At 67.2% G+C, this 22,438-nt stretch carries 19 protein-coding genes; 13 read left to right on the top strand and 6 right to left on the bottom strand.

What is annotated here, in order from left to right:
• Window positions 1-7: 7 nt before the first annotated feature.
• From KIK15_RS09790 to KIK15_RS09800, 3 genes are all read right to left on the bottom strand, one after another.
• Window positions 8-934, bottom strand: a complete 927-nt coding sequence (locus tag KIK15_RS09790; RefSeq protein WP_214244034.1) for a carbohydrate ABC transporter permease — start codon at window positions 932-934, stop codon at window positions 8-10.
• Between the two features lie 36 nt (window positions 935-970).
• On the bottom strand, window positions 971-1,918 hold the full coding sequence (locus KIK15_RS09795) for a carbohydrate ABC transporter permease (protein WP_214244035.1): 948 nt from the start codon (window positions 1,916-1,918) through the stop codon (window positions 971-973).
• A 70-nt stretch (window positions 1,919-1,988) separates the two neighbouring features.
• Entirely contained in the window at window positions 1,989-3,281 is a 1,293-nt protein-coding gene (locus KIK15_RS09800) for an ABC transporter substrate-binding protein (protein WP_214244036.1), read from the bottom strand.
• 225 nt (window positions 3,282-3,506) lie between these two features.
• Between KIK15_RS09800 and KIK15_RS09805 the strand changes: the two genes are divergently transcribed.
• The 5 genes from KIK15_RS09805 to KIK15_RS09825 are packed head-to-tail and all read left to right on the top strand — an operon-like array spanning window position 3,507 to window position 9,870.
• Window positions 3,507-5,564, top strand: coding sequence for a beta-galactosidase (locus tag KIK15_RS09805; RefSeq protein WP_307851814.1), 2,058 nt, complete (start codon window positions 3,507-3,509; stop codon window positions 5,562-5,564).
• The gene (locus KIK15_RS09810) at window positions 5,564-6,361 is read left to right on the top strand and encodes a DeoR/GlpR family DNA-binding transcription regulator (RefSeq protein ID WP_214244038.1); all 798 of its coding nucleotides are present in this window, start codon (window positions 5,564-5,566) and stop codon (window positions 6,359-6,361) included. Before KIK15_RS09805 ends, KIK15_RS09810 begins: the two co-directional genes overlap by 1 nt.
• On the top strand, window positions 6,358-7,533 hold the full coding sequence (gene galT, locus KIK15_RS09815; protein WP_214244039.1) for a galactose-1-phosphate uridylyltransferase: 1,176 nt from the start codon (window positions 6,358-6,360) through the stop codon (window positions 7,531-7,533). The genes KIK15_RS09810 and galT overlap by 4 nt, the downstream gene beginning before the upstream one ends.
• Window positions 7,530-8,744 carry a galactokinase gene (galK, locus tag KIK15_RS09820; protein ID WP_307851815.1) on the top strand — a complete coding sequence of 405 codons (1,215 nt, stop codon included), beginning with the start codon at window positions 7,530-7,532 and terminating at the stop codon, window positions 8,742-8,744. The genes galT and galK overlap by 4 nt, the downstream gene beginning before the upstream one ends.
• Window positions 8,745-8,787: 43 nt before the next feature.
• On the top strand, window positions 8,788-9,870 hold the full coding sequence (locus KIK15_RS09825) for an ABC transporter ATP-binding protein (protein WP_214244040.1): 1,083 nt from the start codon (window positions 8,788-8,790) through the stop codon (window positions 9,868-9,870).
• A 43-nt stretch (window positions 9,871-9,913) separates the two neighbouring features.
• Here KIK15_RS09825 and KIK15_RS09830 read toward each other — a convergent pair whose 3' ends face one another.
• Window positions 9,914-11,011 carry a substrate-binding domain-containing protein gene (locus KIK15_RS09830; protein ID WP_214244041.1) on the bottom strand — a complete coding sequence of 366 codons (1,098 nt, stop codon included), beginning with the start codon at window positions 11,009-11,011 and terminating at the stop codon, window positions 9,914-9,916.
• A 100-nt stretch (window positions 11,012-11,111) separates the two neighbouring features.
• Between KIK15_RS09830 and KIK15_RS09835 the strand changes: the two genes are divergently transcribed.
• From KIK15_RS09835 to KIK15_RS09855, 5 genes are read left to right on the top strand one after another with little or no spacing between them, the layout of a single operon-like run.
• Window positions 11,112-12,452 (top strand): ABC transporter substrate-binding protein, encoded by a 1,341-nt coding sequence (locus KIK15_RS09835; protein ID WP_214244042.1) that lies wholly within the window; start codon window positions 11,112-11,114, stop codon window positions 12,450-12,452.
• A complete protein-coding gene (locus KIK15_RS09840) occupies window positions 12,449-13,396 on the top strand; it encodes a carbohydrate ABC transporter permease (RefSeq protein WP_214244043.1) in 948 nt (315 codons plus the stop codon). The genes KIK15_RS09835 and KIK15_RS09840 overlap by 4 nt, the downstream gene beginning before the upstream one ends.
• Entirely contained in the window at window positions 13,396-14,292 is an 897-nt protein-coding gene (locus KIK15_RS09845) for a carbohydrate ABC transporter permease (RefSeq protein WP_214244044.1), read from the top strand. Before KIK15_RS09840 ends, KIK15_RS09845 begins: the two co-directional genes overlap by 1 nt.
• Before the next feature lie 23 nt (window positions 14,293-14,315).
• Window positions 14,316-15,299 carry a hydroxyacid dehydrogenase gene (locus tag KIK15_RS09850; RefSeq protein WP_214244045.1) on the top strand — a complete coding sequence of 328 codons (984 nt, stop codon included), beginning with the start codon at window positions 14,316-14,318 and terminating at the stop codon, window positions 15,297-15,299.
• Window positions 15,296-17,248 (top strand): DUF2264 domain-containing protein, encoded by a 1,953-nt coding sequence (locus KIK15_RS09855; protein WP_214244046.1) that lies wholly within the window; start codon window positions 15,296-15,298, stop codon window positions 17,246-17,248. Before KIK15_RS09850 ends, KIK15_RS09855 begins: the two co-directional genes overlap by 4 nt.
• Here KIK15_RS09855 and KIK15_RS09860 read toward each other — a convergent pair.
• Window positions 17,197-17,958 (bottom strand): sugar phosphate isomerase/epimerase, encoded by a 762-nt coding sequence (locus tag KIK15_RS09860; protein ID WP_214244047.1) that lies wholly within the window; start codon window positions 17,956-17,958, stop codon window positions 17,197-17,199. The two genes, KIK15_RS09855 and KIK15_RS09860, sit on opposite strands and share 52 nt — an antisense overlap.
• 54 nt (window positions 17,959-18,012) lie before the next feature.
• Window positions 18,013-19,050 (bottom strand): LacI family DNA-binding transcriptional regulator, encoded by a 1,038-nt coding sequence (locus KIK15_RS09865; protein ID WP_214244048.1) that lies wholly within the window; start codon window positions 19,048-19,050, stop codon window positions 18,013-18,015.
• A gap of 150 nt (window positions 19,051-19,200) precedes the next feature.
• Here KIK15_RS09865 and KIK15_RS09870 point away from each other — a divergent pair, with 150 nt between their 5' ends.
• From KIK15_RS09870 to KIK15_RS09880, 3 genes are read left to right on the top strand one after another with little or no spacing between them, the layout of a single operon-like run.
• Complete coding sequence (locus KIK15_RS09870; protein WP_214244049.1) at window positions 19,201-20,364, top strand: Gfo/Idh/MocA family protein; 1,164 nt, start codon at window positions 19,201-19,203, stop codon at window positions 20,362-20,364.
• Window positions 20,361-21,533: a dihydrodipicolinate synthase family protein gene (locus KIK15_RS09875; RefSeq protein ID WP_214244050.1), complete on the top strand. Its 1,173-nt coding sequence runs from the start codon at window positions 20,361-20,363 to the stop codon at window positions 21,531-21,533. The genes KIK15_RS09870 and KIK15_RS09875 overlap by 4 nt, the downstream gene beginning before the upstream one ends.
• Window positions 21,530-22,435, top strand: a complete 906-nt coding sequence (locus KIK15_RS09880; protein WP_214244051.1) for a sugar phosphate isomerase/epimerase — start codon at window positions 21,530-21,532, stop codon at window positions 22,433-22,435. Before KIK15_RS09875 ends, KIK15_RS09880 begins: the two co-directional genes overlap by 4 nt.
• Window positions 22,436-22,438: the final 3 nt, after the last annotated feature.

A 22,438-nucleotide genomic window follows, 5' to 3' on the forward strand; every position in this document is an offset into this window, starting at 1 on the left:
AGGGCGCTCACTTGTTGGCGCCCATGGTCAATCCGGAGACGAAATGCTTCTGCAGTCCGATGAACACCATCACGGTGGGTAGCGCCACCAGCACCGATCCCGCCGCCAGCAGGTTGGTGTTGGTGAAGAACGCGCCCTGCAGGTTCTGCAGGGCCGTGGTCACCGGCAATTTCTTGCCGCTCACCATCAGCGACAGCGCCCAGAAGAAGTCGTTGTAGATCCAGGTGACCATCAGGGTGGCCAGCGCCGCGAGCGCCGGACGGCACAGCGGCAGCACCACCTGCCAGTACTGACGGAACAGCCCGGCACCGTCCACCGTGGCGGCCTCGAGCAGTTCGGGCGGAACGGTTTTCATGTAGTTGCTCAGCACGAACACACAGAAACCGGTCTGGAATGCGACATGCACCAGGATCAGGCCCCAGTAGCTGTCGTACAGCGAGCCCGACGAACTCATCCACAGCGGCAACGGGATCGCGTTGTACAGCCGGAACAACGGGGTCAGCAAAGTCTGCTGCGGCAGCAGGTTGCCTGCGATGAAGACCGCCAACATGATGATGTTGAACTTCCACGAATAGCGCACCAGGATGAACGCCGCCATCGACCCGAGGAACAGGATGAGCACCACCGCAGGCACGGTGATGATCACCGAGTTCCAGAAGTACCGCGGGATGTCGCCGGTGGTCCACGACTGCACGTAGTTGTCGAAGGTGTAGCCGCCGAAGGACAGGTAGCCGTGTTTGAGCGTGTAGTCGTTGTCGCGGAACGAGTTGTACACCGCCCAGGCCATCGGGAACAGCCAGAGGATCGCCAGCACGCTCAACACGAGGTAGGTGAGCTTGGCGGCCAGGCTCGATCGGCGTGTGTTGGCCACCGCCGAGGCATTGCGTGGTCCCCGGGGTGGGGGCGTGCTTCTGGGTGCGGTCAGTGTGGTCATCGGTTTTCTCCCAGAACGGTTGCGGGGCTGCGCTGCTCAGTCATCTCGACCGCGCAGCACGATGGTGAGGTAGATGGCGATGAAGACCAGCGAGATGATCAGCATCATCGTGGCCAACGCCGATCCGAAGCCGATACGACTGGCCTCACCGACCACGTTGGAGGTGACCAGCGCGGAGATGAGTTCGAGCCCGTTGCGTCCTCGGTTGATCACCCACACCAGGTCGAAAGCGCGCAATGCTTCGATGACGGTGATGACCATGACCAGTAGGTTGGTCGGCTTCATCAACGGGAACACCACGCGGAAGAACGTGCGAACGGGCCCGGCGCCGTCCATCACCGCGGCCTCGCGCACCGACGGGTCGATGCTCTTGAGGCCGGCCAAGTACAGCAGCATGATGTAGCCGGTGTGGCGCCACGCCGCGGCCACCATCACCGACCAGATGTTGACGTCTGGATCGCCCAGCCAGTCGACGTTGGTGCCCAACAACGTGTTCAACACGCCGGTGTCGCTGGAGTAGATGAGCTGCCAGATGAATCCGATGAGCGCCATGGACAGCACCACCGGCACATAGAAGATGCTCTGGTAGATGCGGGTGCCGCGGATCCCCCGGTCGAGCAGCACCGCCAACAACATGCCCAGCACAGTGGGGAACACGAACAAGAACGCCAGCCACAGCAGGTTGTTCTGGACGGCCTGCTGGAACGGCGGGTAGGCGTCCACGGCGTCGGTGTAGTTGCGGGTACCGATCCAGGTGATGGTCTTCAACCCGCCGATCCCATCCCACCGGGTGAACGACAGGATGACGGTGAACACCGTTGGGATCCAAATGAACCCGAGAACCAATGCGGCTGGGACACCCAGCATCACAGCGGCGGTGATCTTCTCGCGACGGCTACGCCGGATACGCGGCGCCCGTTGGCGTTCAGGCGCTGCGGCGGGCGATTGCGGGGACGGTGTGGGTCGTGGGGCGATGAGAGTCATCGGAAGAACACCTGATCTCTTGGGTGCGAAACAGCGGACGGGACGGCGGCGAGACGAACGACCTGAGGGATCAGGTCCCGAACACCGACTTCTTCTGCCGCTCGATGTCACGCAGGACACCCTTGACGTCTCGGGGGTTGCCCAGGAACTGTTGCATCGCCGGGATCATCACGATCGAAGCGAAGTCGGGTCGGGTGTCGCGGTCGAGATACTGGGTGACCGCGGTGGCCTTGGCCACCAGCTGCGCCGACTTCTGCACCAGCGCCGGGAATTCGGTGAGATCGGCGTCCTTGTGTGCGGGCACCGCCTGGGGGTCCTTGCGGGCGTAGGCCACGGCGGGGGCGGCGGTGGTGAGGAAGTTCAGGAAGGCCTCGGCACCGGCCCGGTTGCGGGGACCCTTGCGCATCATCAGCCCGTCCATGGGGGCCTCCACCGCGCCCATGCCGATGGCTGAGTCCATCTCGGGGAACGGGAAGAAGTCCAGATCCTCTCGATCTGGACCCTCGGGGAAGCTCTGCGCCACGAACAGTCCGACCACCATCATGCCCACCTCCTTGTTCAACAGGGCCTGCTGCGACTCGGAGATCTTGCGACCCAACGGCTGTGGCTGCTGGTAGGTGATCAGCTCACGCCACGCGTCGAACACCGGGGTGACCCGCTTGTCGGTCCACGCGTACTGCCCGGCCAACAGGTCGCGGTGGAAGTCCACCCCGTTGAGCCGCAGGTTCAGGTAGTCGAAGGTGCCGAACGGCGGCCATCCGTCGCGTGCTCCGAACCCGATGGGCGTGATGCCGTCGGCCTTCATCTTCTTGCTCAGTGCGATCAACTGGTCGAAGGTGGTCGGAACCTCGTAACCCTTTGCCGCCCACAGACTCTTGCGATAGAAGATGCCCCACGGATAGTAGAAGAACGGGATCAGGTACTGCTTTCCGTCGTCAGCGGTGGAGGCGTCCTTGAAGCTGGCGTTGAAGCTGTTGGGGTTGGCCCGCCACACCGAGCTCACATCGTCGATGAGGTCCTTGTCGGCGAAGTAGCGCAGACGGTATCCCGACATCCAGGTGATCACGTCGTCGGGCGTGCCCTGCAGATAGTTGTTCAGGTTCTCCTGGAACGAGGTCGAGTCGACGGTGTTGACGCTGACCTTCTTCGACGACGCCTGGGTGAACAGGTTGACCACGTCGACGAGACCGGCCTTGGCGTTCTTGTCCGACAATCGCGAACCGATCGTGACGGTGGTGGAGTAGTCGGTGCCGCTGCAGCCGGCCAGAGCTCCGCCGGCGGCCAGCAGGCCCGCCGCGGTCAGCGACCCCCGCAGGAAACGACGCCGATCAATCGGCAGGTCGAGTGGGGATTGTCGTGTCATCGTGGTCCTCCGCCGTTCGCCGGCTCCGCGTCGTCGCGGAACCACCGATCTGGTCTAAACAAACAATTTCAACCACCGACAACAGACGTGATCGGCCGTGAAAGTGATGTGGGTTACACAAGCACACGCGTTACTCGATGTCAATGCGCGGGCGACCAGGGGAAGTCCCGTGTATTCCTGTTCGTTTTTGTTGACATTCGCGAGCTCGTGGTTCAGATTGTGATGGTGACCACACCCACCGACCGCCTACGCACGGGCTGGCCCACCGGCGACCAGCTGTCCTACGGCGGGGACTACAACCCCGAGCAGTGGCCCGAGGAGACCTGGCCCGCCGACATCGAGTTGATGCGCGAGGCCGGGATCAACCTCGTCACCGTCGGGGTGTTCTCGTGGGCGTTGCTGCAACCACGCCCCGACGCGTGGGACTTCGGCTGGCTGGACCGCATCATGGATCTGCTGCACGCCGGTGGCATCCGAGTCGATCTGGCCACCGCCACCGCCTCGCCCCCGCCGTGGTTGGCCATTGCGCACCCAGAGATCCGGCCCGTCGACGCCAACGGCACCACATACGCCATCGGAAGCCGTCAGACCTGGAGCCCGAGTTCGGCTGTGTACCGGCAGTATTCACTGCGACTGGTGGAGGCGATGGCGCTGCGTTATCGCGACCACCCCGCGTTGGCCATGTGGCATGTGTCCAACGAGTTGGGGTGCCACAACTCGCGCTGCTACTCCGCGGAGTCGGCGGACGGTTTCCGGAGGTGGCTGCGCGCCCGGTACACCGACATCGATGCGCTGAACACCGCGTGGGGCACCGCCTTCTGGAGTCAGCGTTACAGCGACTTCGACGAGGTGGTGGTGCCGTCGAGGTCGACCGCCGCCCCCAACCCCACCCACTTCTTGGACTGGCGACGATTCTGCTCAGACCGACTACTCGAGCAGTACCTCGCCGAGCGCGACATCCTGCACCGACTGTGCCCCGACGTTCCGGTGACCACCAATTTCATGGTGGGACTGGGCAATCCGCTCTCACCCGCGGGCGACATGGACTATGCGGCGTGGGCACCCACCCAGGACATCGTGTCCACCGACCACTATCTCGTCGACACCGCAGACCGCAGCGGGCACGAACGGTTGGCGTTCTCCGCCGACCTCACCCGCGGGATCGGTACCGGCGACCCGTGGTTGCTGATGGAGCACTCCACCAGTGCGGTCAACTGGCAGCCGGTGAACCGGGCCAAGGCGCCCGGAGAGATGCTGCGCAACAGCCTGTCTCACCTGGCTCGTGGCGCGGACGGGATCTGTTTCTTCCAGTTCCGCGCCTCCGCCAGTGGCGCCGAGAAGTTCCACTCTGCGATGGTCCCGCATGCGGGCCCCGACTCGGCTCGCTGGCGCGAGGTGGTGGAACTCGGCCGCATCCTGCACGCGGTCTCGGCCGTTCGAGGCAGCCGGGTGCAGGCCGACGTGGCCATACTGTTCGACTGGGAATCGCAGTGGACCGGTGAGATCGACGGGCACCCTTCGACGTTGGTGCAACACCAGGAGATGGCCGAACGCCTCCACGGTGCGGTCACCTCGTTGGGGCTGACCGCCGACGTCGTGGGACCCACCGCCGACCTGTCGCGACACCGCGTCATCATCGTCCCCGCTCTGTACCTGTGTGACCGCGAGCAGGCGGATCGGATCGCTGCGGCCGCTGCGGCCGGCGCCCAGGTGCTGATCACCTTCTTCTCGGGCATCGCCGATCGCGACGACCACGTCTACCTCGACGGCTATCCCGGCGCCTTCCGCGATCTGCTGGGCGTGCGCGTGGAGGAGTTCTTCCCCCTGGACGCGCAGACGCAGGTCGAACTCACCTATCAGGACACCCGGCGCACTGGACGACTGTGGACCGAGACGCTCAGCGTCGCCGACGATGTCGAGGTGCTGGCCGAGGCCGTCGTCGACGCACCCGGCGCCGCCCGATCCGTCCCGGTGCTCACCCACCGGTCGGTCGGGTCGGGCGCAGGCTGGTACCTGGCCACCCTCCCGGATGTCGACACCCTGCGCGACATCGTCGAATCTGTCTGCAGAGCAGCAGGTCTGACCACCACTGCGGCCCCGGGACTCGAGGTAGTGCGGCGCCGCTCGGACACCGGCTCATGGCTGTTCGTGATCAACCACTCCCAGGACAAGGCGACGGTCGCGGCCACCGGAACCGACCTGCTCACCGGCGCTGCGGTGAGCGGCGAGGTGCACGTGGCCGCCGGTGGCTGCGCGGTCATCGCCGAGACACAAGCCCACTGATGCTCGCCCACCAACGCCACCAGGCCATCCTCGACGCGGTGTCGGTCACCGGCACCGTCCGAGTCGTCGATCTCGTTGCCCAGCTGGGTGTCTCGGACATGACCATCCGGCGTGACATCACCGAACTCGCGCAGCGCGGACTGGTGGAACGAGTGCACGGCGGTGTGACCATGCCCGGCACGGCCAGCGTGCACGAACCAGGCTTCACCGCCAAGTCGACGATGGAGAGTGAGGCCAAACGCGCCATCGCCGTCGCCGCAGCGGAATTGGTCCGTCCTGGCACCTCCATCGGCATCTCCGCGGGCACCACCACCCACGCTTTGGCCCGACTACTCGCGCCGGTGGCCGATCTGACCGTCATCACCAACTCGGTGCCGGTCGCCGACACCCTCTACGAGAACGGCCGCAGCGATCAGACCGTGCTGCTCACCGGTGGGCAGCGCACTCGCTCGTTCGCCCTGGTGGGCCCGATCGCGGTCAACACCATCACCTCGTTGCACCTCGACATGCTGTTCCTGGGCACTCATGGCTTCGACGTGGAGTCCGGGCTCACCAGCCCGAATCTCATGGAGGCCCAGACCAACCTGGCGTTGATCCGCGCGGCGCGACGTGTGGTGGTGCTGGCCGATCACACCAAATGGGGAGTCACTGCCTTGAGTTCCATCATCCCGCTGCGTGAGGTGGATGTGCTGATCACCGATGTCGGCATCGGTGCCGCCGCCCGCGACGAGCTGTCTGCACACATCGACGAGGTCATCCTGGCCCGCCCGTCGACGTCCTCGGTGGTGTCGGGATGACCGCACAGCCCATCACGCCGGGTCGTGGCGAGGTCGAGCTCATCGGCTCGGGACGGGTACGTAAGACCCGCACCACCCTGTCCGACGGTCGCGAGCTGATCTACTACGACGACTCTGAACCGTACCGATCGGGTTCGGCTACCAGGGATCTCGTGGACACCCGCGACATGCCTCGGTCGGTGTCGCAGTCGCAGATGCGGTTGGACGTGTTGACCGGTGAATGGATCGTGATCGCCGCCCAACGCATGGATCGCACTTTCCTGCCGCCGCCGGACGAGTCACCACTGTCCCCCACCCGAGCGGGCAAAGCACCCACCGAGATTCCCGCCGACGACTACGACGTGGTGGTGTTCGAGAACCGGTTCCCCGCACTGGCCACCACCGCCGCCGAGCAGCAGCTACCGGATTCGGTCGATGCAGAGTCGTTGTGGCCATTGGCTCCCGGGACCGGACGGTGCGAGGTGGTGTGCTTCACCTCCGACGCCGAGGCCGCCTTCGGTTCGCTGCCGGTGTCGCGGGTGCGCACTGTGATCGACGTGTGGGCCGACCGGACCGCCGAACTGTCCACCGTGGCCGGGGTGGCGCAGGTCTTCCCGTTCGAGAACCGCGGCAAGGAGATCGGGGTGACACTCACCCATCCCCACGGTCAGATCTACGCCTACCCCTACCTGCCGCCCCGCGGGGCGGCCCTGATCCGTCAGGCCCGCGCTCATCACGAGCGCACCGGCAGGTCGCTGCTGGCCGACGTGTTGGCCGCCGAACGCCGGTCCAGGCGACGCCTGGTCATCGACGGAATCCATTGGAGTGCATACGTTCCTGCGGCGGCACGGTGGCCGGTGGAGATCCATCTGGCGCCGCACCGCGACGTGGCCGATCTCAGTGAGCTCGATGATGTCGAGCGCGATGAGCTGGCGGTGGTGTATCTCGATCTCCTGGGACGGATGGACCGCTTCTTCGAGGGCGTGGACGCACTGCCCTACATCGCGGCCTGGCATCAGGCACCCATCGGTACCGACCGGCCCCTGGGACGGCTGCATCTGCAACTGTTCTCGATGATGCGCTCGCCCGGTCGGATGAAGTTCTTGGCCGGGTCGGAGTCGGCGATGGGCGCGTGGGTCAACGACACCACACCCGAGCGCATCGCCGATCGGTTCCGGGAGGTGGCACGGTGACCGTCACCAGTGCACGTCGCGTCGATCCGATTGCCGCTGATGCCGTGGGGAATTCTGCGACCGAGGCGTTCGTGCAGGCGTTCGGGTACCGCCCGACCGGGGTGTGGTCGGCACCGGGACGGGCCAACCTGATCGGCGAACACATCGATTACGCCGGCGGGACGGTGCTGCCGTTCGCGCTGCCGTATGTGACTGCAGCGGCGGTCTCGGTGCGGGCCGACGGCGTCGTGCGCTGTGTGTCGACGCATGAAGAGCAGGGCTGGGAGGGGCCGGTCGACCAGGTCGCCCCAGGTCATCCCACCGGGTGGGCGTCGTATGTGGCCGGAGTGCTCTGGGTGCTGGCCACCCGTGGATTGCTCAGCGCAGGAGTGGGTTTCGACATCGCGATCGCCTCGTCGGTACCCATCGGATCGGGTCTGTCGAGTTCGGCGGCGCTGGAGTGCTCGGTGGCGTTGGCGGTGGCGGAGTTGACCGGGTTGCCCACCACCGAACCTGAAGACCGGCTTCAGTTGGTGACCGCCGCCATCCGCGCGGAGAACGAGATCGCCGGTGCGTCCACCGGCGGGATGGATCAGTCGGTGTCGATGCTGGCCCGGTCAGGCTCGGCGTTGCTGCTGGACTGCCGGACGTTTGCGCATTCGCACATTCCGCTGGATCCGGCTAGATCGGGGGCTGCGCTGATGCTCATCGACTCCAACACGCCGCATCAGCTGGTCGGCAGCGCCTACACCGATCGCCGCGCCGACATCGACACCGCCGCCGAACGGCTGGGGGTCGCGTCGCTGCGTTCGGTGCGCGACGTCGACGCCGCACTCGCCCGACTCGCCGCGGACGGCGGTGAACGCCTGGCGCGGCGCGCGCGGCATGTGCTGTCGGAGATGCGCCGAGTCGAGCTGGCCGTCGAGGCGATGCAGACCGACAACCTGCGGTTGGTAGGCGAATTGCTCAGTGCTTCACACGCATCCCTGCGCGACGACTACGAGGTCTCCACCTCGGCGCTCGACGCCATCGTCGCCGCCGCGCTCGACGGGGGCGCCTGGGGTGCCCGGATGATCGGTGGCGGATTCGGTGGCTGCGCACTGGTGCTCTGTGCCGCTGACCGCGAGGAGATCATCGCCGCTGCCGTGGCTCAGACGCTCGCTGCCGCCGAACACCCCACGCCCAGTGTCTATGTGGCCAGTCCCGGCCCACCGGCCCGCCGTTTGCAGTAGAACACCCCAACAACAGACCCATTCACAACCTGAGGAGAACACAATGGCTGCAGTGAGTTTCGATTCGGCCACCAAGCTGTACCCGGGCACCGATGTACCCGCAGTCGACTCGCTGGACCTGGAGATCGCCGACGGCGAGTTCCTGGTGCTGGTCGGACCGTCTGGCTGCGGCAAGTCCACGTCGCTGCGCATGCTTGCCGGCCTCGAAGACGTCGATTACGGGCGGATCCGTATCGGCGGCACCGACGTGACCGCGCTGCCGCCGAAAGAGCGTGACATCGCGATGGTGTTCCAGAACTACGCGCTCTACCCGCACATGACCGTGGCCAAGAACATGGGCTTCGCGCTGGAGATCGCCGGTATGGCGAAGGCTGAGATCGCCACGCGGGTGGCCGAGGCCGCCAAGATCCTCGACCTCGGTGACTACCTGGACCGCAAACCCAAGGCGCTCTCCGGTGGCCAGCGACAGCGAGTCGCCATGGGCCGAGCCATCGTTCGCAACCCCCGGGTGTTCCTCATGGACGAGCCGTTGAGCAACCTCGACGCCAAGTTGCGGGTACAGACCCGCACCCAGATCTCCCAGCTGCAGCGGCGGCTGGGCACCACCACGGTCTACGTCACCCACGATCAGGTGGAGGCGATGACCATGGGCGATCGGGTCGCGATCCTCAAGGCTGGCGTGCTGCAACAGTGCGACACCCCGAAGGCCCTGTACGCCAGGCCGATCAACCGTTTCGTCGCAGGATTCATCGGCTCCCCGGCCATGAACTTCTTCGAGGCGACCGTCGCCGACGATCACGCCGTGTTCGGGTCCTTGACGCTGCCGGTGCCGCGAGATGCGCTGGCGGGGTTGACCGGAAGTGCAGTCACCGTCGGAGCACGCCCGGAGCACTGGCGGCTGGCCGAAGACGGGGTGAAGGTGAACGTCGACGTGGTCGAGGAGTTGGGCTCCGACGGCTACATCTACGGTCGCATCTCCTCCGGCGGCCCGGGTGAGGAGGCCCAGATCGCGGTGCGGGTGCCCGAGAACAGCGCGATCAGCAAGGGGGACGTGGTCTCGGTGTTGCCTGAGGCAGACCGCCTGCACTTTTTCGCAGCCGACACCGGTCAGCGGCTGGGCAGCTGATCGCGGCACCCGAACTCCCGCGGCCGCCGGCACCGACTCCTCATCACGGGCAGAGCTGATCGCCTGCGGCCCCGCATGATCCACGCACCATCACCTGCGGCCACAGCGTGATCCGGTGCACCGGACGATCGGTGGCCGCGGCGGCTCGGGTCAACGCCAGCTCCGCGGCCACCGCGCCCAGCCGGAACTTGTCCGGGCGCACCGCGGTCAGCGGCGGATCGGCCGCCGAGGCCACCTCGTCGTCGTAGGACACCACGGCGAGATCGGTGGGGACAGACAGTCCGAGATCGCGAGCGCGTTCGATGATCCCGATCCCCTCGGTGTCCGAGTGCACCACCACCGCGCGCGTATGTCCCCGCACCAGGGTCTCGATCACCTCGTCATAGGCCTCCCGCCAGCCCGCGGCGCCGTACGGCGGAATGTCGAGATCGGCTGCGCCGGTGTCGATACCGAGTTCAGCGACGGTCTGCGACCACCCCGCGCGCACACGGCTGGTGGTGGGGCTGGGCCGCGCGGTGAGCAGCCCGATCCGACGGTGCCCCAACGCGGCGAGATGCCGCACGGCCAGCCCGGCACCCAGCGCGTGGTCGGTGACCACCGCATCCACGGCCAGCGTGGGCAACTCGGCAGGTGGAGTGCGCTCGAGGAGCACCACCGGAATGGGCAGGGTGCCCAACCATCGCAGCAGATCGATTGAAGTCCGACACCCCAGCGTCGGAACGGCCAGCAGCGCCTGCACACCCTGGTCGACCAGACGGGTGAGTTGTCGTCGATTGTCGTCGGGGTCGTAACTGGAGCCACGCAGTGCCAGCCGATCACCACTGTCGGCCACCGCCATCTGGGCGCCCCGGACCACAGCCGGCCAGTAGTACTCCATCGAGGGCACCACCATCCCGATGAACGTCCGGGAGGTCCGCGCCCCGGGCCGCGACGTCGTGGTGGTGGGTGGGCGATCGAGCCGGCGCGGCAACGCCACCCCACCGTGCACCCGCGTCAACAGTCCACGATCGGCCAGCCGGGTGACGTCTCGACGGACGGTGACTGCCGTGACACCAAGTCGCACAACCAGATCCTGCAGCCGGACGGTCCCGTGTTCACGCACCGCAGCCAGGATCAGGTCTTCCCGTTCGGCGGCCAACATCTTTGCTCCTGAACGATTCTGATCGTTTCTGATCGATTCGATTGACGACGCTACCCGCACCCTCGACGCTGTCGGGAACAAACGACGAAATGGAGAAGCAATGCCGCTTCATCCCACTCACCAGGCACCCGTCGCACCCAGACTGGACCGGCGCAGTTTTCTGCGGGGCGGCGCGATGATCGGCGGCGCACTGATCGCCGGAAACGCCCTGTCGGGGTGTGCATCCACCTCAGCTCCGGGCGGGGCGAGGACGGTCACGTTGTGGTCGTGGCTGACCGGGATGAACAAGTACGTCGCAGCCTTCAACGCCTCGCAGACCGAGGTCCACGTGGAGCTGTCGGTGATCGCATCGGGTCTGTCGGGCGGATACGCCCAACAGACCAACGCCATCCGGGCCCACAACGCCCCCGACATCCTGCACGTGGAATATCAAGGGCTGCCTCAGATCTTGACCAGTGGCGGGCTGCGCGACATCACCGCCGAGGTGGCCGACCTGGAGTCGGGTTACAGCCCGGCCGCGTGGCGCGGGGTGCGGCCCGACGGTCGCACCTGGGCCATCCCGATGGACCTCGCACCCCAGGCGTTCTACTACCGCAAGGATCTCTTCGACAAACACGGCATCGAGGTACCCACCACCTGGGACCAGTTCGGTGTCGCCGCCCGCGCGGTGCGCACCGCCGCACCCGACGCTCGCATCGCCTCGTTCCCGCTCAACGATGGCTCGTTCTTCGCCGGGATGTGCTGGGGCGCAGGTGATCCCTGGTGGCGCGTGGCCGACTCCCGCTGGCAGGTGAACATCGCCTCAGACGGGTCGATGCGCACCGCCCGCTTCTGGCAGCAGATGATCTCCGACGATCTGGTGCGCACCATCGCTACCAGCGGGCAGGAGTGGAGCGCGGCCATGCACGAGGGTCGGTTGTGGGGGCTGCTCGGGGCGGCGTGGAGTGTGGGCACGTTCAAAAAGACCGTCCCCGACGACAAAGGCCGATGGGCGGTGGCGCCGATGCCGGTGTTCGACCGCGCCACCCCCACCAACGGCGTGCAGGGAGGAACCGCCTTCGGGATTTCCCGCGAATCGCGCAATCACCAAGCCGCACTGACGTTCCTGCGATGGCTGTCCACCAATCCGAAAGTGCCTGCGATCGGGGCCACCTTCACCTCCCCGTTCTCGGCCTACATCCCCAACCGGACCATCGCGCGCGCGGCCTACAAGGGCGGATTCTTCATCGGCGACCCGGTGTACGACGTCCTCGACACCGCCGCCGAGCGGGTGCCGGACTGGACGTGGGGACCCAACGCACTGGCCGTCTTCTCCACCGTGGTGGACAAGATCGGCGCCACCGCAGGCGATCTGCCGGGCGCGGTGCAACAGATCCAGTCAGCCACCGTGGCAGACATGCGCAAGCGCGGTCTCGCCGTCGTCGAAGGGACCCGCTCATGATCACCGTGTCACCGGCCCGGGACACCACGCCCACGGCGCGACCTCGACCTGCCCCGGACCGCACCGCGCGCACGCGCCGTCGGCGCACCGGCAGCCTCGCGGGACTGTTGTTGGCCGCACCCTTCATCCTGCTGTTGATCGGCACCGTCCTGGTTCCGGTGGGCTATGCGATCTACCTGAGCGCCTTCACCGATCGGCTCTCCGGATTGGGATTCGGTGGTCCTCGACAGGTCTTCGTCGCCCTTGGCAACTACGCGACCGTGCTCACCGACCACGACTTCCTGCGCTCGGTCGGCAACGTCTGCCTCTACGCACTGATCCACGTGCCGCTGATGATGGGATCAGCACTGCTGCTGGCGTTGCTGCTCGACTCGGCGGTCACCCGATTTCGACAGGTGTGGTCGTTGGCGATGTTCCTGCCGTACGCGGTGCCAGGCGTGATCACCGGACTCATCTGGGCCTACCTGTATTCGCCTGGTATCGGCCCGATCAACGCCATCTCGCCGGTCGACCCGCTCTCGGGTCACGGGATCCTGGGCTCGATCGTGAACATCTCCCAGTGGCAGTGGATGGGCTACAACATGATCATCTTCTACACCGCATTGCAGACGGTACCCAAGGAACTGTTGGAGGCCGCCCGCGTCGACGGAGCGGGTGAGATCAGGACGGCCCTGCAGGTGAAGGTCCCTCTCATCCGACCCACCGCATTCGTGGCCCTGGTCTTCACCATCATCGGATCCATGCAGCTGTTCACCGAACCGCTGATCCTGCGCACCTTCACCGGAGCCATCTCCTCCACCTGGACCCCCAGCCTGTATGTGTACGAATCCGCCTTTGTGGCAAACGATTACGGGAGAGCTGCCGCGGCCTCGGTCATCCTGGCGCTGGCGTCGGCGCTGCTCTCGGCGCTGGTGATGCAACTGTCGACACGAAGGAGTCGGTGATGACCACCCTGCAGGATCGACCCACCGCGATCCCCGACACCCCACGGGGATCAGTCACCAGCTCACGCTGGACCTCGCGCACTGCGGTACACACCATCTTGATCATCGGTGCGCTCTACAGCGTGCTGCCGCTGGTCTGGTTGGCCACTGCGGCAACGAAATCGACCCAGGACTTCTCCACCACCTCGGCGTTCGAGTTCGGCGAATGGAACCTCGGACACAACATCGGGGCCTTGTTCACCGAGGAGGACGGGATCTTCTGGGAGTGGATTCGCAACTCGCTGCTCTACGCCGGTCTCGGTGCCGCAGTGGGGTCGCTGATCTGCGCCGCGTGCGGCTACGCGCTGGCCAAGATCCCGTTTCCGGGGCGCTCGCTGCTGTTCGGTCTCACCCTGACCGGAGTGCTGGTCCCCACCACCGCTCTGGCCATGCCGCTGTACCTGCTGGCCTCGGAGCTACGGATGGTCAACACCTTCTGGGCCGTGTTCATCCCCCTGCTGACCAACCCGTTCGGCGTGTACCTGGCCCGGGTCTATGCCGAGGCCTCGGTTCCCGATGAGATCATCGAGGCCGCCCGCATCGACGGCTCCAGTGAACTGCGCACCTTCGTCCGAATCGCTATGCCCATGATGCGGCCCGGGATCGTGACGGTGTTCCTCTTCCAATTCGTGGCCATCTGGAACAACTTCTTCCTGCCGCTGGTGATGCTGACCGACCAGCACCTGTTCCCGATGAGCCTGGGGCTGTTCCAGTGGAGCAACCGTACAGTCCAGTTCCCGCAATACAATTCGCTGGTGGTAACCGGGTCACTGCTCGCGGTCATCCCACTCATCGTGGCCTTCATCGTGTTGCAGCGGCAGTGGCGGCCCGGGTTGGCCGCCGGGGCGGTCAAGTGAAGGCTCCGAACACGCTGCTGGTGATGGACGACGACACCTTCCGATTGCAGTTCGGGCCGGCGGAGCTGGCGCGGTTGCGGGCGGTCGCCACCGTGTCCGACCCGATCCGGTTGGGCGAGTTGAGATCACCGACTGCACGCGCACGTCTGGCCCACACCGAGGTGCTGCTCACCTCGTGGGGCTGTCCACCTCTGGACGCCGAGGTCCTCGGCTCGGCACCCCGGTTGCAGGCGGTGTTCCACGCGGCCGGTTCAGTTCGGGGGCACGTCTCCTCGGCCGTGTTCGACCGGGGCATCGTGGTGACCACCGCCGCCGATGCCAACGCAGAGCCGGTGGCCCAGTACACCCTGGCCGCGGTGCTGTGGTCGTTCAAGAAGGCCCCGTTCCTCGCCGCCGACGCCCGAGTCCACCGCGCCGACTGGAGCTATCGAGAAGCTCGCGGCGAGCTGTCCGGGCGCGATCGGGTGGTCGTGGTGGTGGGGTTCTCCCGAGTGGGTCGACGGGTGACCGAGCTGCTGCGCATCACCGACAGCGCCGAGGTCGTGGTGGTTGATCCGATCACCGACCCCGACGAGATCCGGCGCGCCGGTGCGCAACCCGCCACGCTGGCGAACGCCCTACCGCGCGCCGACGTGCTGAGCCTGCACGCGCCGTCGCTGCCGGAGACCCGACACATGATCGGAGCCGCCGAGCTGGCCGCGCTCCCCCGGTTCGCCACCGTCATCAACACGGCGCGCGGGGCGTTGATCGACACCGCCGCCCTCGAACACGCCTGTGGCACCGGACGACTGCACGCAGTGCTCGATGTCACCGACCCCGAACCGCTGCCTCCGGACAGTCCGCTCTACGACCTACCGAACGTGATGCTCACCCCGCATGTGGCGGGATCACTCGGTGGCGAGGCCCGGCGCATGAGCGCGGCCGCACTCGATGAACTCGAGCGGTTCGCCCGCGGGGATCCACCGCGAGCACCGGTCACCGCGCCGAGTCTGGCCGTACAGGCATGACCACCTGGACACGCGCCGACTGGATCGGCTGCGTGGACCGGCTGCTCGCCGCCGTCGAACCGTACCGGTCACCGGGTGGTGCCCGCATCGACCTTCCTGGACCGGCCAGTTGTTACGGCCCGGATTCCGATGGACTGGAGGGCTTCTCACGCACCTTCCTCGCCGCAGCACTGAGAACACGCGGCGAGCAGGGGGCCGATCCAGGCGGAGTGCTGGAGCGTTACGCCCGCGGCTTGGCCGCCGGCACCGATCCTGGTCATCCCGAGGCGTGGCCGCGACCCGATCAGCTCGATCAGGCGAAGGTGGAAGCGGCCTCCATCGCGTTGGGTCTGCAGTTGACGCGACCGTGGTTGTGGGACCGACTCGACGGCGGGGTCCGCGCCCGCACCATCGACTGGCTGAGCTCTGTTGTGGGACAGCCATATCCACCGATCAACTGGGTCTGGTTCCAGGTGGTGGTCGAGTCGTTCCTGCGTGAGGTGGGCGGAGAGTGGTCGCGCGCTGACATCGACGCCGGCCTGGCCGTACACGCCACGTTGCGACGCCCCGACGGCTGGCGCACCGATCGCGACGGCGAACGCAGCTACGACCACTACGTCGGTTGGGCATTGCACCTGTTCCCACAGCTGTGGGTGGAACTGTTCGACGTCACCGACGGCCCCGCGCCCCTGTGCCCGGCAACGCTGGTCGACACCTGGCGCGCAGACCTGCGCGACTACCTCACCGACGCCGTGCACCTGGTGGGCGCGGACGGATCGCCACTGCTGCAGGGACGTTCACTGATCTATCGGTTTGCCGCCGCAGCTCAGTTCTGGTTGGGCGGGTGGACGGGCACCCTGGATCCGGCGGTCGCACGTCGGGCAGCCGGTCTCATCGTGCGGCACTTCGACGATCGGATCACCCACCCGCTGACCCTGGGCCTGCATCATCAGTGGCCGGCCATGCGACAGGCGTATTCGGGTCCAGGGTCACCGTATTGGGCCGCACAGGGGTTTCTCGGGTTGGCTCTGGGTCCTGAGCACCCGATCTGGCAGACCAGCGAGTCGCTGGTGCCGTCCGAGCGCGGGGATCAGCTACGCGTCGCCACCGCGCCGGGCTGGCTCATCAGCATCCATGACGGCCTCACCTGCGTACACAACCACGGCACCGATCACGCTGCAGTCGGCTCGCGCGCGGGCGATGCCCCGCTGTACGCGCGACTGGGCTACTCGACCGCCACCATCCCCCCGTTGGTGGGCGCCACCGTGGCTGCGCCCCTGGACAATTCGGTCACCGTCGTCGACACTCGCGGGTCATCCACCCACCGGACCGGGTTCGCGACCCTGCGGTGCGAAGTCCTTGGACACACAGCGATCGGGGTGTCGCGGGCACGCCTGCACTGGGTGGACGCCACCGCTGACGACTCCCCCGACCACGGGTCGGGTCGAACGGGATCGGTGGTCGACGGACCCGTGGTGACGGTGATGTCGGTGGTGCGGCCCGGGGTGGAGATCCGGGTGGCCCGCGTGGAATCCACCGACCGGGGATGCACCGGTCGGATACGCGTCGGCGGCTGGCCGGTGTCGGGAGCGTCTGATGCGCTCGTCGTCAGCACCGATGCACTGAGCCGCGACCAGCGGGTGTCGGTGGGCGATCTGTGTTCGACGATCGTCGGACTGCACGGACTCGACGAGGGCGGGGTACACCACGAGACCGATGTGACCCCGCTGGGGGCCGCCACCGCCACGCCGTGGCTTGCGACCGGTTCGAACGCCGAGCCGGGGACAGTGGTGGCGGCGTTGATCGCGTTGCGACGCAGTCCGATCGACGCAATGCCCACCGCGGCCGTGCACCCCGAGGGCATCGAGGTGCGCTGGACGGCCGACGACGTGGTGTCGGTGCGGTGGCCGACGGTGGATCAGCCCGATTCCAGCCAGCCGATCAACACGTCCGCATCGGTGGCCAGCTGATCGATGCGATCGTCGATCACGAACTCCAACAACACGTCCAGGGGGCGCCCGGCAGCGCGCGCGAGGGTGATCACCGCAGTCCACAGCTCGACGCGTCGGGCCAACGGATGCCGGACGTCGGCCGGCCACCAGGAGAAGGCGTGGATCGCCACCGTGTGTCCGAGCACCGCACGCAGCCCGTCGAGTGCCTGGGCGTCGGACACCGACCGGGGCGGCTGCCAGTAGGTGCCCAGGGTGGCGGGCCGGTCGATCTCGGCGAGCAGTTCGAGGGTGGAATCGACTGTGTCGGTGAGGGTGTCGCCGTGAAACTCCAGACCAATGGTCACTCCGTGTGCGGCCGCGCGGTCGGCCAGCACCCGGGCGTCGCGCACCACCTCAGCGCGCGTGTCCGCGTCGGTGTCGGCTGATCCGAGCGAGCCCGCCCACACCCGTATTCGCGGGGCCCCGAGCGCGACCGCGGTGTCGATCACCGGGGTGGGATCGCTACTGTGACCGAGCCGTAGATAGCTGCCGTAGGCGGCCACCGCGAGTCCAGCATCGAGCGTGCGTGCGGCCACCGACCGGGCCAGGGGCAGGTCGTGCGGGGGGACGTGAACGTCACCGCCCCACTCGATGGCCGCCAAGCCGGCGGCCGCCGCCTGCGCGATCACCGCGTCCACCGGCTGGGCGCGCAGCGTCACCGAGCACAATCCCGGTCTCAGATCAGACACAGGGTCACCCTACTGGAATGCGCATTCCCAGACGCCGCGTTCGGGGTATCACGGTCACAACCTCGTGCTTGCTCGCAGCTGCACCCGACCGCCCACCACGACCCGTCCCCGCCCCGACTCCGGCGTCGCGAGCGAATCGGTCGATGACGCCGATTCGAGCGCCAGCTCCAGGGCCCGGCGACCGAGATCGGCGAGTGGAAGGGCGACGGTGGTCAGCGCCGGGCGGATGTCGCGTAGCACCGGGATGTCGTCGAAGCCGGCCACCGCGATGTCCTCGGGCACCCGCAACCCTGCGTCGAGGACCGCCGACAGCGCACCGAGAGCGACGAGGTCGTTGACTGCGAACACGCAGCGCGGGCGGCGGGGGCGGTCCACAAGGGTGGCCATGGCCCGGTATCCACCGTCGCGGTCGAAATCGCATCCGACGATGTCGGCGGGCCGGGGCGCCACGCCGAGTTCGGCGAGGGCCAACACGAAGCCCTCGGCGCGATCGCGCGCGGTGAGCAGATCCGATGGGCCGGCCAGCACACCCACCTCGCGATGACCCTGCGAGTACAGGGCTCGCGCCAACGCGCCCGCCCCGAATCGGTTGTCCACCACCACTGTCGGGACATCCAACACCTCTTGCCCGATGGCGGCCACAGCACCCCCATCGCGCCGGATGGCCGCGAGTTCGGTGCGCATCGCCGCGGTCATCTCAGCGTCGGCGGTCCGGGATCCGGCGATCACCACCGCCTGCAGCCGCTGACGGCGCAGCATGGCGACCAGGTCGAGTTCGCGTCGCGGGTCACCCTCGGAGCTGGCGATGGTGACCAGCAGCTCGCGCGCGGTGGCCGCCGCCATCACACCGGCGGCGATGGTGGAGAAGTACGGATCGGTGATGTCGCGAACCACCAACCCGACGGTCGCGGTCCGACCGCGGGCCATCGCCTGGGCCTGGGCGTTGGGGGCGTAGTCCAACTCGGCTGCCGCGGCCAGCACCCGATCTCGCAGCTCGGGGGCCACCGTGCGTCCGGCGCTGCCGTTGAGCGCGCGCGAGGCGGTGGCCGCAGACACCCCGGCGCGGCGCGCCACCTCAGCCAAGGTCGTCACATCGGTCCTGTCTGCCGTCCGACGGACATCGGTGATGTCCGAGCTGAGCCTACCCAGGTCTTGCGCGATCCCGGGGTCATCGGGCACCCTATGGGAAAGCGCTTTCCCATCGGATCGATCGCGATCTCGACCCGAGCCTCGAGGAGTCACATGTCCACCGTGCGGATCATCATGAACGGCGTCACCGGCCGAATGGGCTATCGCCAGCACCTGGTGCGGTCGGTGCTGGCCATCCGCGATGCGGGCGGCCTGGTGACCGCGGACGGACAACGCGTGCAGATCGAGCCGATCCTGGTGGGCCGCAACGCCACCAAGCTGGCCGAGATCGCCGCGCGGCACCACATCGATTCGTGGACAACCGATCTGGAAGCAACACTGGCCGACCCGAGTGCCACCGTCTACTTCGACGCGCAGACCACCAATGTTCGCCGGGAGGCGATCCTGGCCGCACTGGCCGCCGGCAAGCACGTCTACACCGAGAAGCCGACCGCCGAGTCATATGCGGCTGCCCTCGAACTCGCCGCGGCCGCCGATCAGGCCGGGGTGATTCATGGCGTGGTGCACGACAAGCTGTACCTGCCCGGCCTGCGCAAGTTGAAGCGACTGGTCGACAGCGGATTCTTCGGCCGAATCCTGTCGGTACGTGGCGAATTCGGCTACTGGGTGTTCGAGGGCGACTGGCAGCCAGCCCAGCGGCCGAGCTGGAACTACCGGGCCGCCGACGGCGGCGGGATCGCCGTCGACATGTTCCCCCACTGGAACTACGTGTTGGAGAACATCATCGCGCCGGTGCAGGCAGTGACAGCGCGGTTGGCCACCCACATCCCGCATCGGGTTGACGAGGACGGCCACCCTTATCAGGCGACGGCCGACGATGCCGCCTACGCGATCTTCGAACTCGACGGCGGGGTGATCGCCCAGATCAACTCGTCGTGGGCAGTCCGGGTACACCGCGATGAACTGGTGGAGTTCCAGGTGGACGGCACCCACGGCAGCGCGGTGGCCGGCTTGTTCGCCTGTCAGGCTCAATCGCGGGTGTCCACCCCCAAGCCGGTGTGGAACCCCGACCTGCCCACCGACATCCGGTTCCGCGACCAATGGGCACCGGTGCCCGACAACGCCGAGTTCGGCAACGGGTTCGCCGAGCAGTGGCGCGACTTTCTCGGCGACGTTCTGGCCGGACGACCGCATGCCTACGACTTCCACGCCGGGGCTCGCGGGCTGCGCCTGGCCGAGGCCGGGATCGAGTCATCGACCACCGGTCGGCGCGTGGACGTACGCACCACGCCGGTCGCTGCGGCGGCCCGAGCATGACCACCGCCGCGCCGCCCCGGCTGGTTCTGCCCGGTCCAGACGGCGATCTCGTGGAACATCAGATGACGACGCCGCGCGAGTTTCCCCGCCATCGGAACCCGCACACGGTTCGCACGGTGTTCGCCGCCGCCCATGTGGTACCCGATCCGTTGTCCGACACAGCTCCCGGCGCTCCCGCAGTGCTGGACTGGGACGCCACGCTCGCCTTCCGTCGACACCTGTTCTCCCACGGCATGGGCGTGGCCGAGGCCATGGACACCGCGCAACGTAACATGGGACTCGACTGGGCCTGCGCCGCCGAATTGATCTCGCAGACAGCGCAACTGGCACAGGAGCACGAGGCCCGGGTGGTCGCGGGGGCGGGAACCGACCACGCCCCCGAGGCCCGCACCCTGCGTGATGTGACCGCAGCCTACGTCGAGCAGGTGCAGACCGTGCAGGCCACTGGCGCCGCCGTGGTGGTGATGGCGTCGCGCCAGCTGGCCGCAACTGCCACGTGCGCAACCGATTACGTTCAGGTCTACCGTGACGTGCTGGCCACGGCAGATCGCCCGGTGATCCTGCACTGGCTGGGTACGGTGTTCGATCCACAGCTGCACGGCTACTGGGGCTCTGATGATGTCGATGTCGCAACCCAGACCTTCCTGGGCCTGTGTCACGATCACGCCGACCGGATCGACGGGGTGAAGGTGTCGTTACTCGACGCCGACCACGAGATCCGTGTGCGCGCAGCTTTACCCGATTCGGTGCGTCTGTACACCGGCGACGATTTCCACTATCCGGAATTGATCCGCGGCGACGGCACCCATGTCTCCCACGCGCTGCTGGGCGCATTCGCTGCGGTGGCCCCCGCCGCGTCGGCGGCGCTGGACGCCTTGGCCGCGGGCGACGTGGCCGGCTACGACCGTGAGATGGCGTCCACCCTGCCGCTGTCACGGCACATCTTCAGCGCCCCCACCCCGTACTACAAGACGGGTATCGCGTTCATGGCGTGGCTGTGCGGACATCAACCACGCTTCTCCATGGTGGGTGGGATGGCCACGGCCCGATCGGTGTCGCACCTGGTGGATCTGTTCCGGCTGGCCGACGAGGCAGGTCTGTTGATCGATCCCGACCTTGCTGCGCACCGCATGTCGCTGTTCCTGGAGTTGAACGGGGTGGAGCGATGAGCACGACGGTGCTCGATGTCCCCTCGGGGACCCCTGCGCGCGTGGCGACCCCGCGACCAGGCGATCGGCGATTGGGGCGACTGTCGTTGAACCAGCGCAGCATCGCATCGTGGTCGGTGGCGCAGACGGTGGCGGGCTGCGTGGCCGCCGGGGTCCCGTCGGTCGGACTGTGGCGTGAACCGGTGGCCGCGGCCGGGCTGGCGGTGTCTGCGCGGATGGTGGCTGACGCCGGGCTACGGGTGTCCTCGTTGTGTCGCGGCGGATTCCTCACCGCCGCAGAACCCGAGCGACAGCGGGATGCGTTGTCGGACAATCGACGCGCCATCGATGAGGCGGTCACCCTGGGCACCGACACCCTGGTGATGGTGGTCGGCGGGTTGCCGGCCGGGTCGCGAGATCTGGTCGGGGCGCGTCGGCGCGCGGAGGATGCGATCGCCGAGTTGGTCCCGTACGCGCGGGCACGCGGAGTGCGCCTGGCGCTGGAGCCGATGCATCCGCTGTACGCCGCCGATCGTGGAGTGTTCTCCACACTGGCCCAGTCCCTGGACGTGGCCGAGCGGTTCGCGGTCGACGAGGTCGGCGTGGTGGTCGACACCTTCCACCTGTGGTGGGATCCTGTGCTACCCGCGATGATCCGGCGCGCGGGTCCGCGGATCGCATCATTTCAGCTGGCCGACTGGATCACCCCGCTGCCCCCGGATGCGTTGCTGTCGCGTGGGGTCCCCGGCGACGGACACATCGATTTCGCCGCCATCACCGGCATGGTCGTCGATGCGGGCTATCGCGGCGATGTCGAGGTGGAGATCTTCAACGGGGATCTGTGGGCGGCGGCGGGATCGGACGCACTGGAAACCATCATCCGGCGCTACGTCGAACTCGTCGCCCCGCATCTGCTCGCCTGAGCT

It is taken from the genome of Williamsia sp. CHRR-6, assembly GCF_018474015.1.
GTDB lineage: Bacteria > Actinomycetota > Actinomycetes > Mycobacteriales > Mycobacteriaceae > Williamsia_A.

Excerpts from the sequence above, each read along its gene's own strand:
- KIK15_RS09875 (WP_214244050.1), top strand. The coding sequence starts at position 20,361 with ATGACCACCGCCGCGCCGCCCCGGCTGGTTCTGCCCGGTCCAGACGGC.
- KIK15_RS09855 (WP_214244046.1), top strand. The coding sequence starts at position 15,296 with ATGACCACCTGGACACGCGCCGACTGGATCGGCTGCGTGGACCGGCTG.
- KIK15_RS09845 (WP_214244044.1), top strand. The coding sequence starts at position 13,396 with ATGACCACCCTGCAGGATCGACCCACCGCGATCCCCGACACCCCACGG.
- KIK15_RS09850 (WP_214244045.1), top strand. The coding sequence starts at position 14,316 with ATGGACGACGACACCTTCCGATTGCAGTTCGGGCCGGCGGAGCTGGCG.
- KIK15_RS09810 (WP_214244038.1), top strand. The coding sequence starts at position 5,564 with ATGCTCGCCCACCAACGCCACCAGGCCATCCTCGACGCGGTGTCGGTC.
- KIK15_RS09870 (WP_214244049.1), top strand. The coding sequence starts at position 19,201 with ATGTCCACCGTGCGGATCATCATGAACGGCGTCACCGGCCGAATGGGC.
- KIK15_RS09830 (WP_214244041.1), bottom strand. The coding sequence starts at position 11,011 with ATGTTGGCCGCCGAACGGGAAGACCTGATCCTGGCTGCGGTGCGTGAA.
- galT (WP_214244039.1), top strand. The coding sequence starts at position 6,358 with ATGACCGCACAGCCCATCACGCCGGGTCGTGGCGAGGTCGAGCTCATC.
- KIK15_RS09840 (WP_214244043.1), top strand. The coding sequence starts at position 12,449 with ATGATCACCGTGTCACCGGCCCGGGACACCACGCCCACGGCGCGACCT.
- KIK15_RS09790 (WP_214244034.1), bottom strand. The coding sequence starts at position 934 with ATGACCACACTGACCGCACCCAGAAGCACGCCCCCACCCCGGGGACCA.
- KIK15_RS09800 (WP_214244036.1), bottom strand. The coding sequence starts at position 3,281 with ATGACACGACAATCCCCACTCGACCTGCCGATTGATCGGCGTCGTTTC.
- KIK15_RS09880 (WP_214244051.1), top strand. The coding sequence starts at position 21,530 with ATGAGCACGACGGTGCTCGATGTCCCCTCGGGGACCCCTGCGCGCGTG.
- KIK15_RS09795 (WP_214244035.1), bottom strand. The coding sequence starts at position 1,918 with ATGACTCTCATCGCCCCACGACCCACACCGTCCCCGCAATCGCCCGCC.
- KIK15_RS09825 (WP_214244040.1), top strand. The coding sequence starts at position 8,788 with ATGGCTGCAGTGAGTTTCGATTCGGCCACCAAGCTGTACCCGGGCACC.
- KIK15_RS09835 (WP_214244042.1), top strand. The coding sequence starts at position 11,112 with ATGCCGCTTCATCCCACTCACCAGGCACCCGTCGCACCCAGACTGGAC.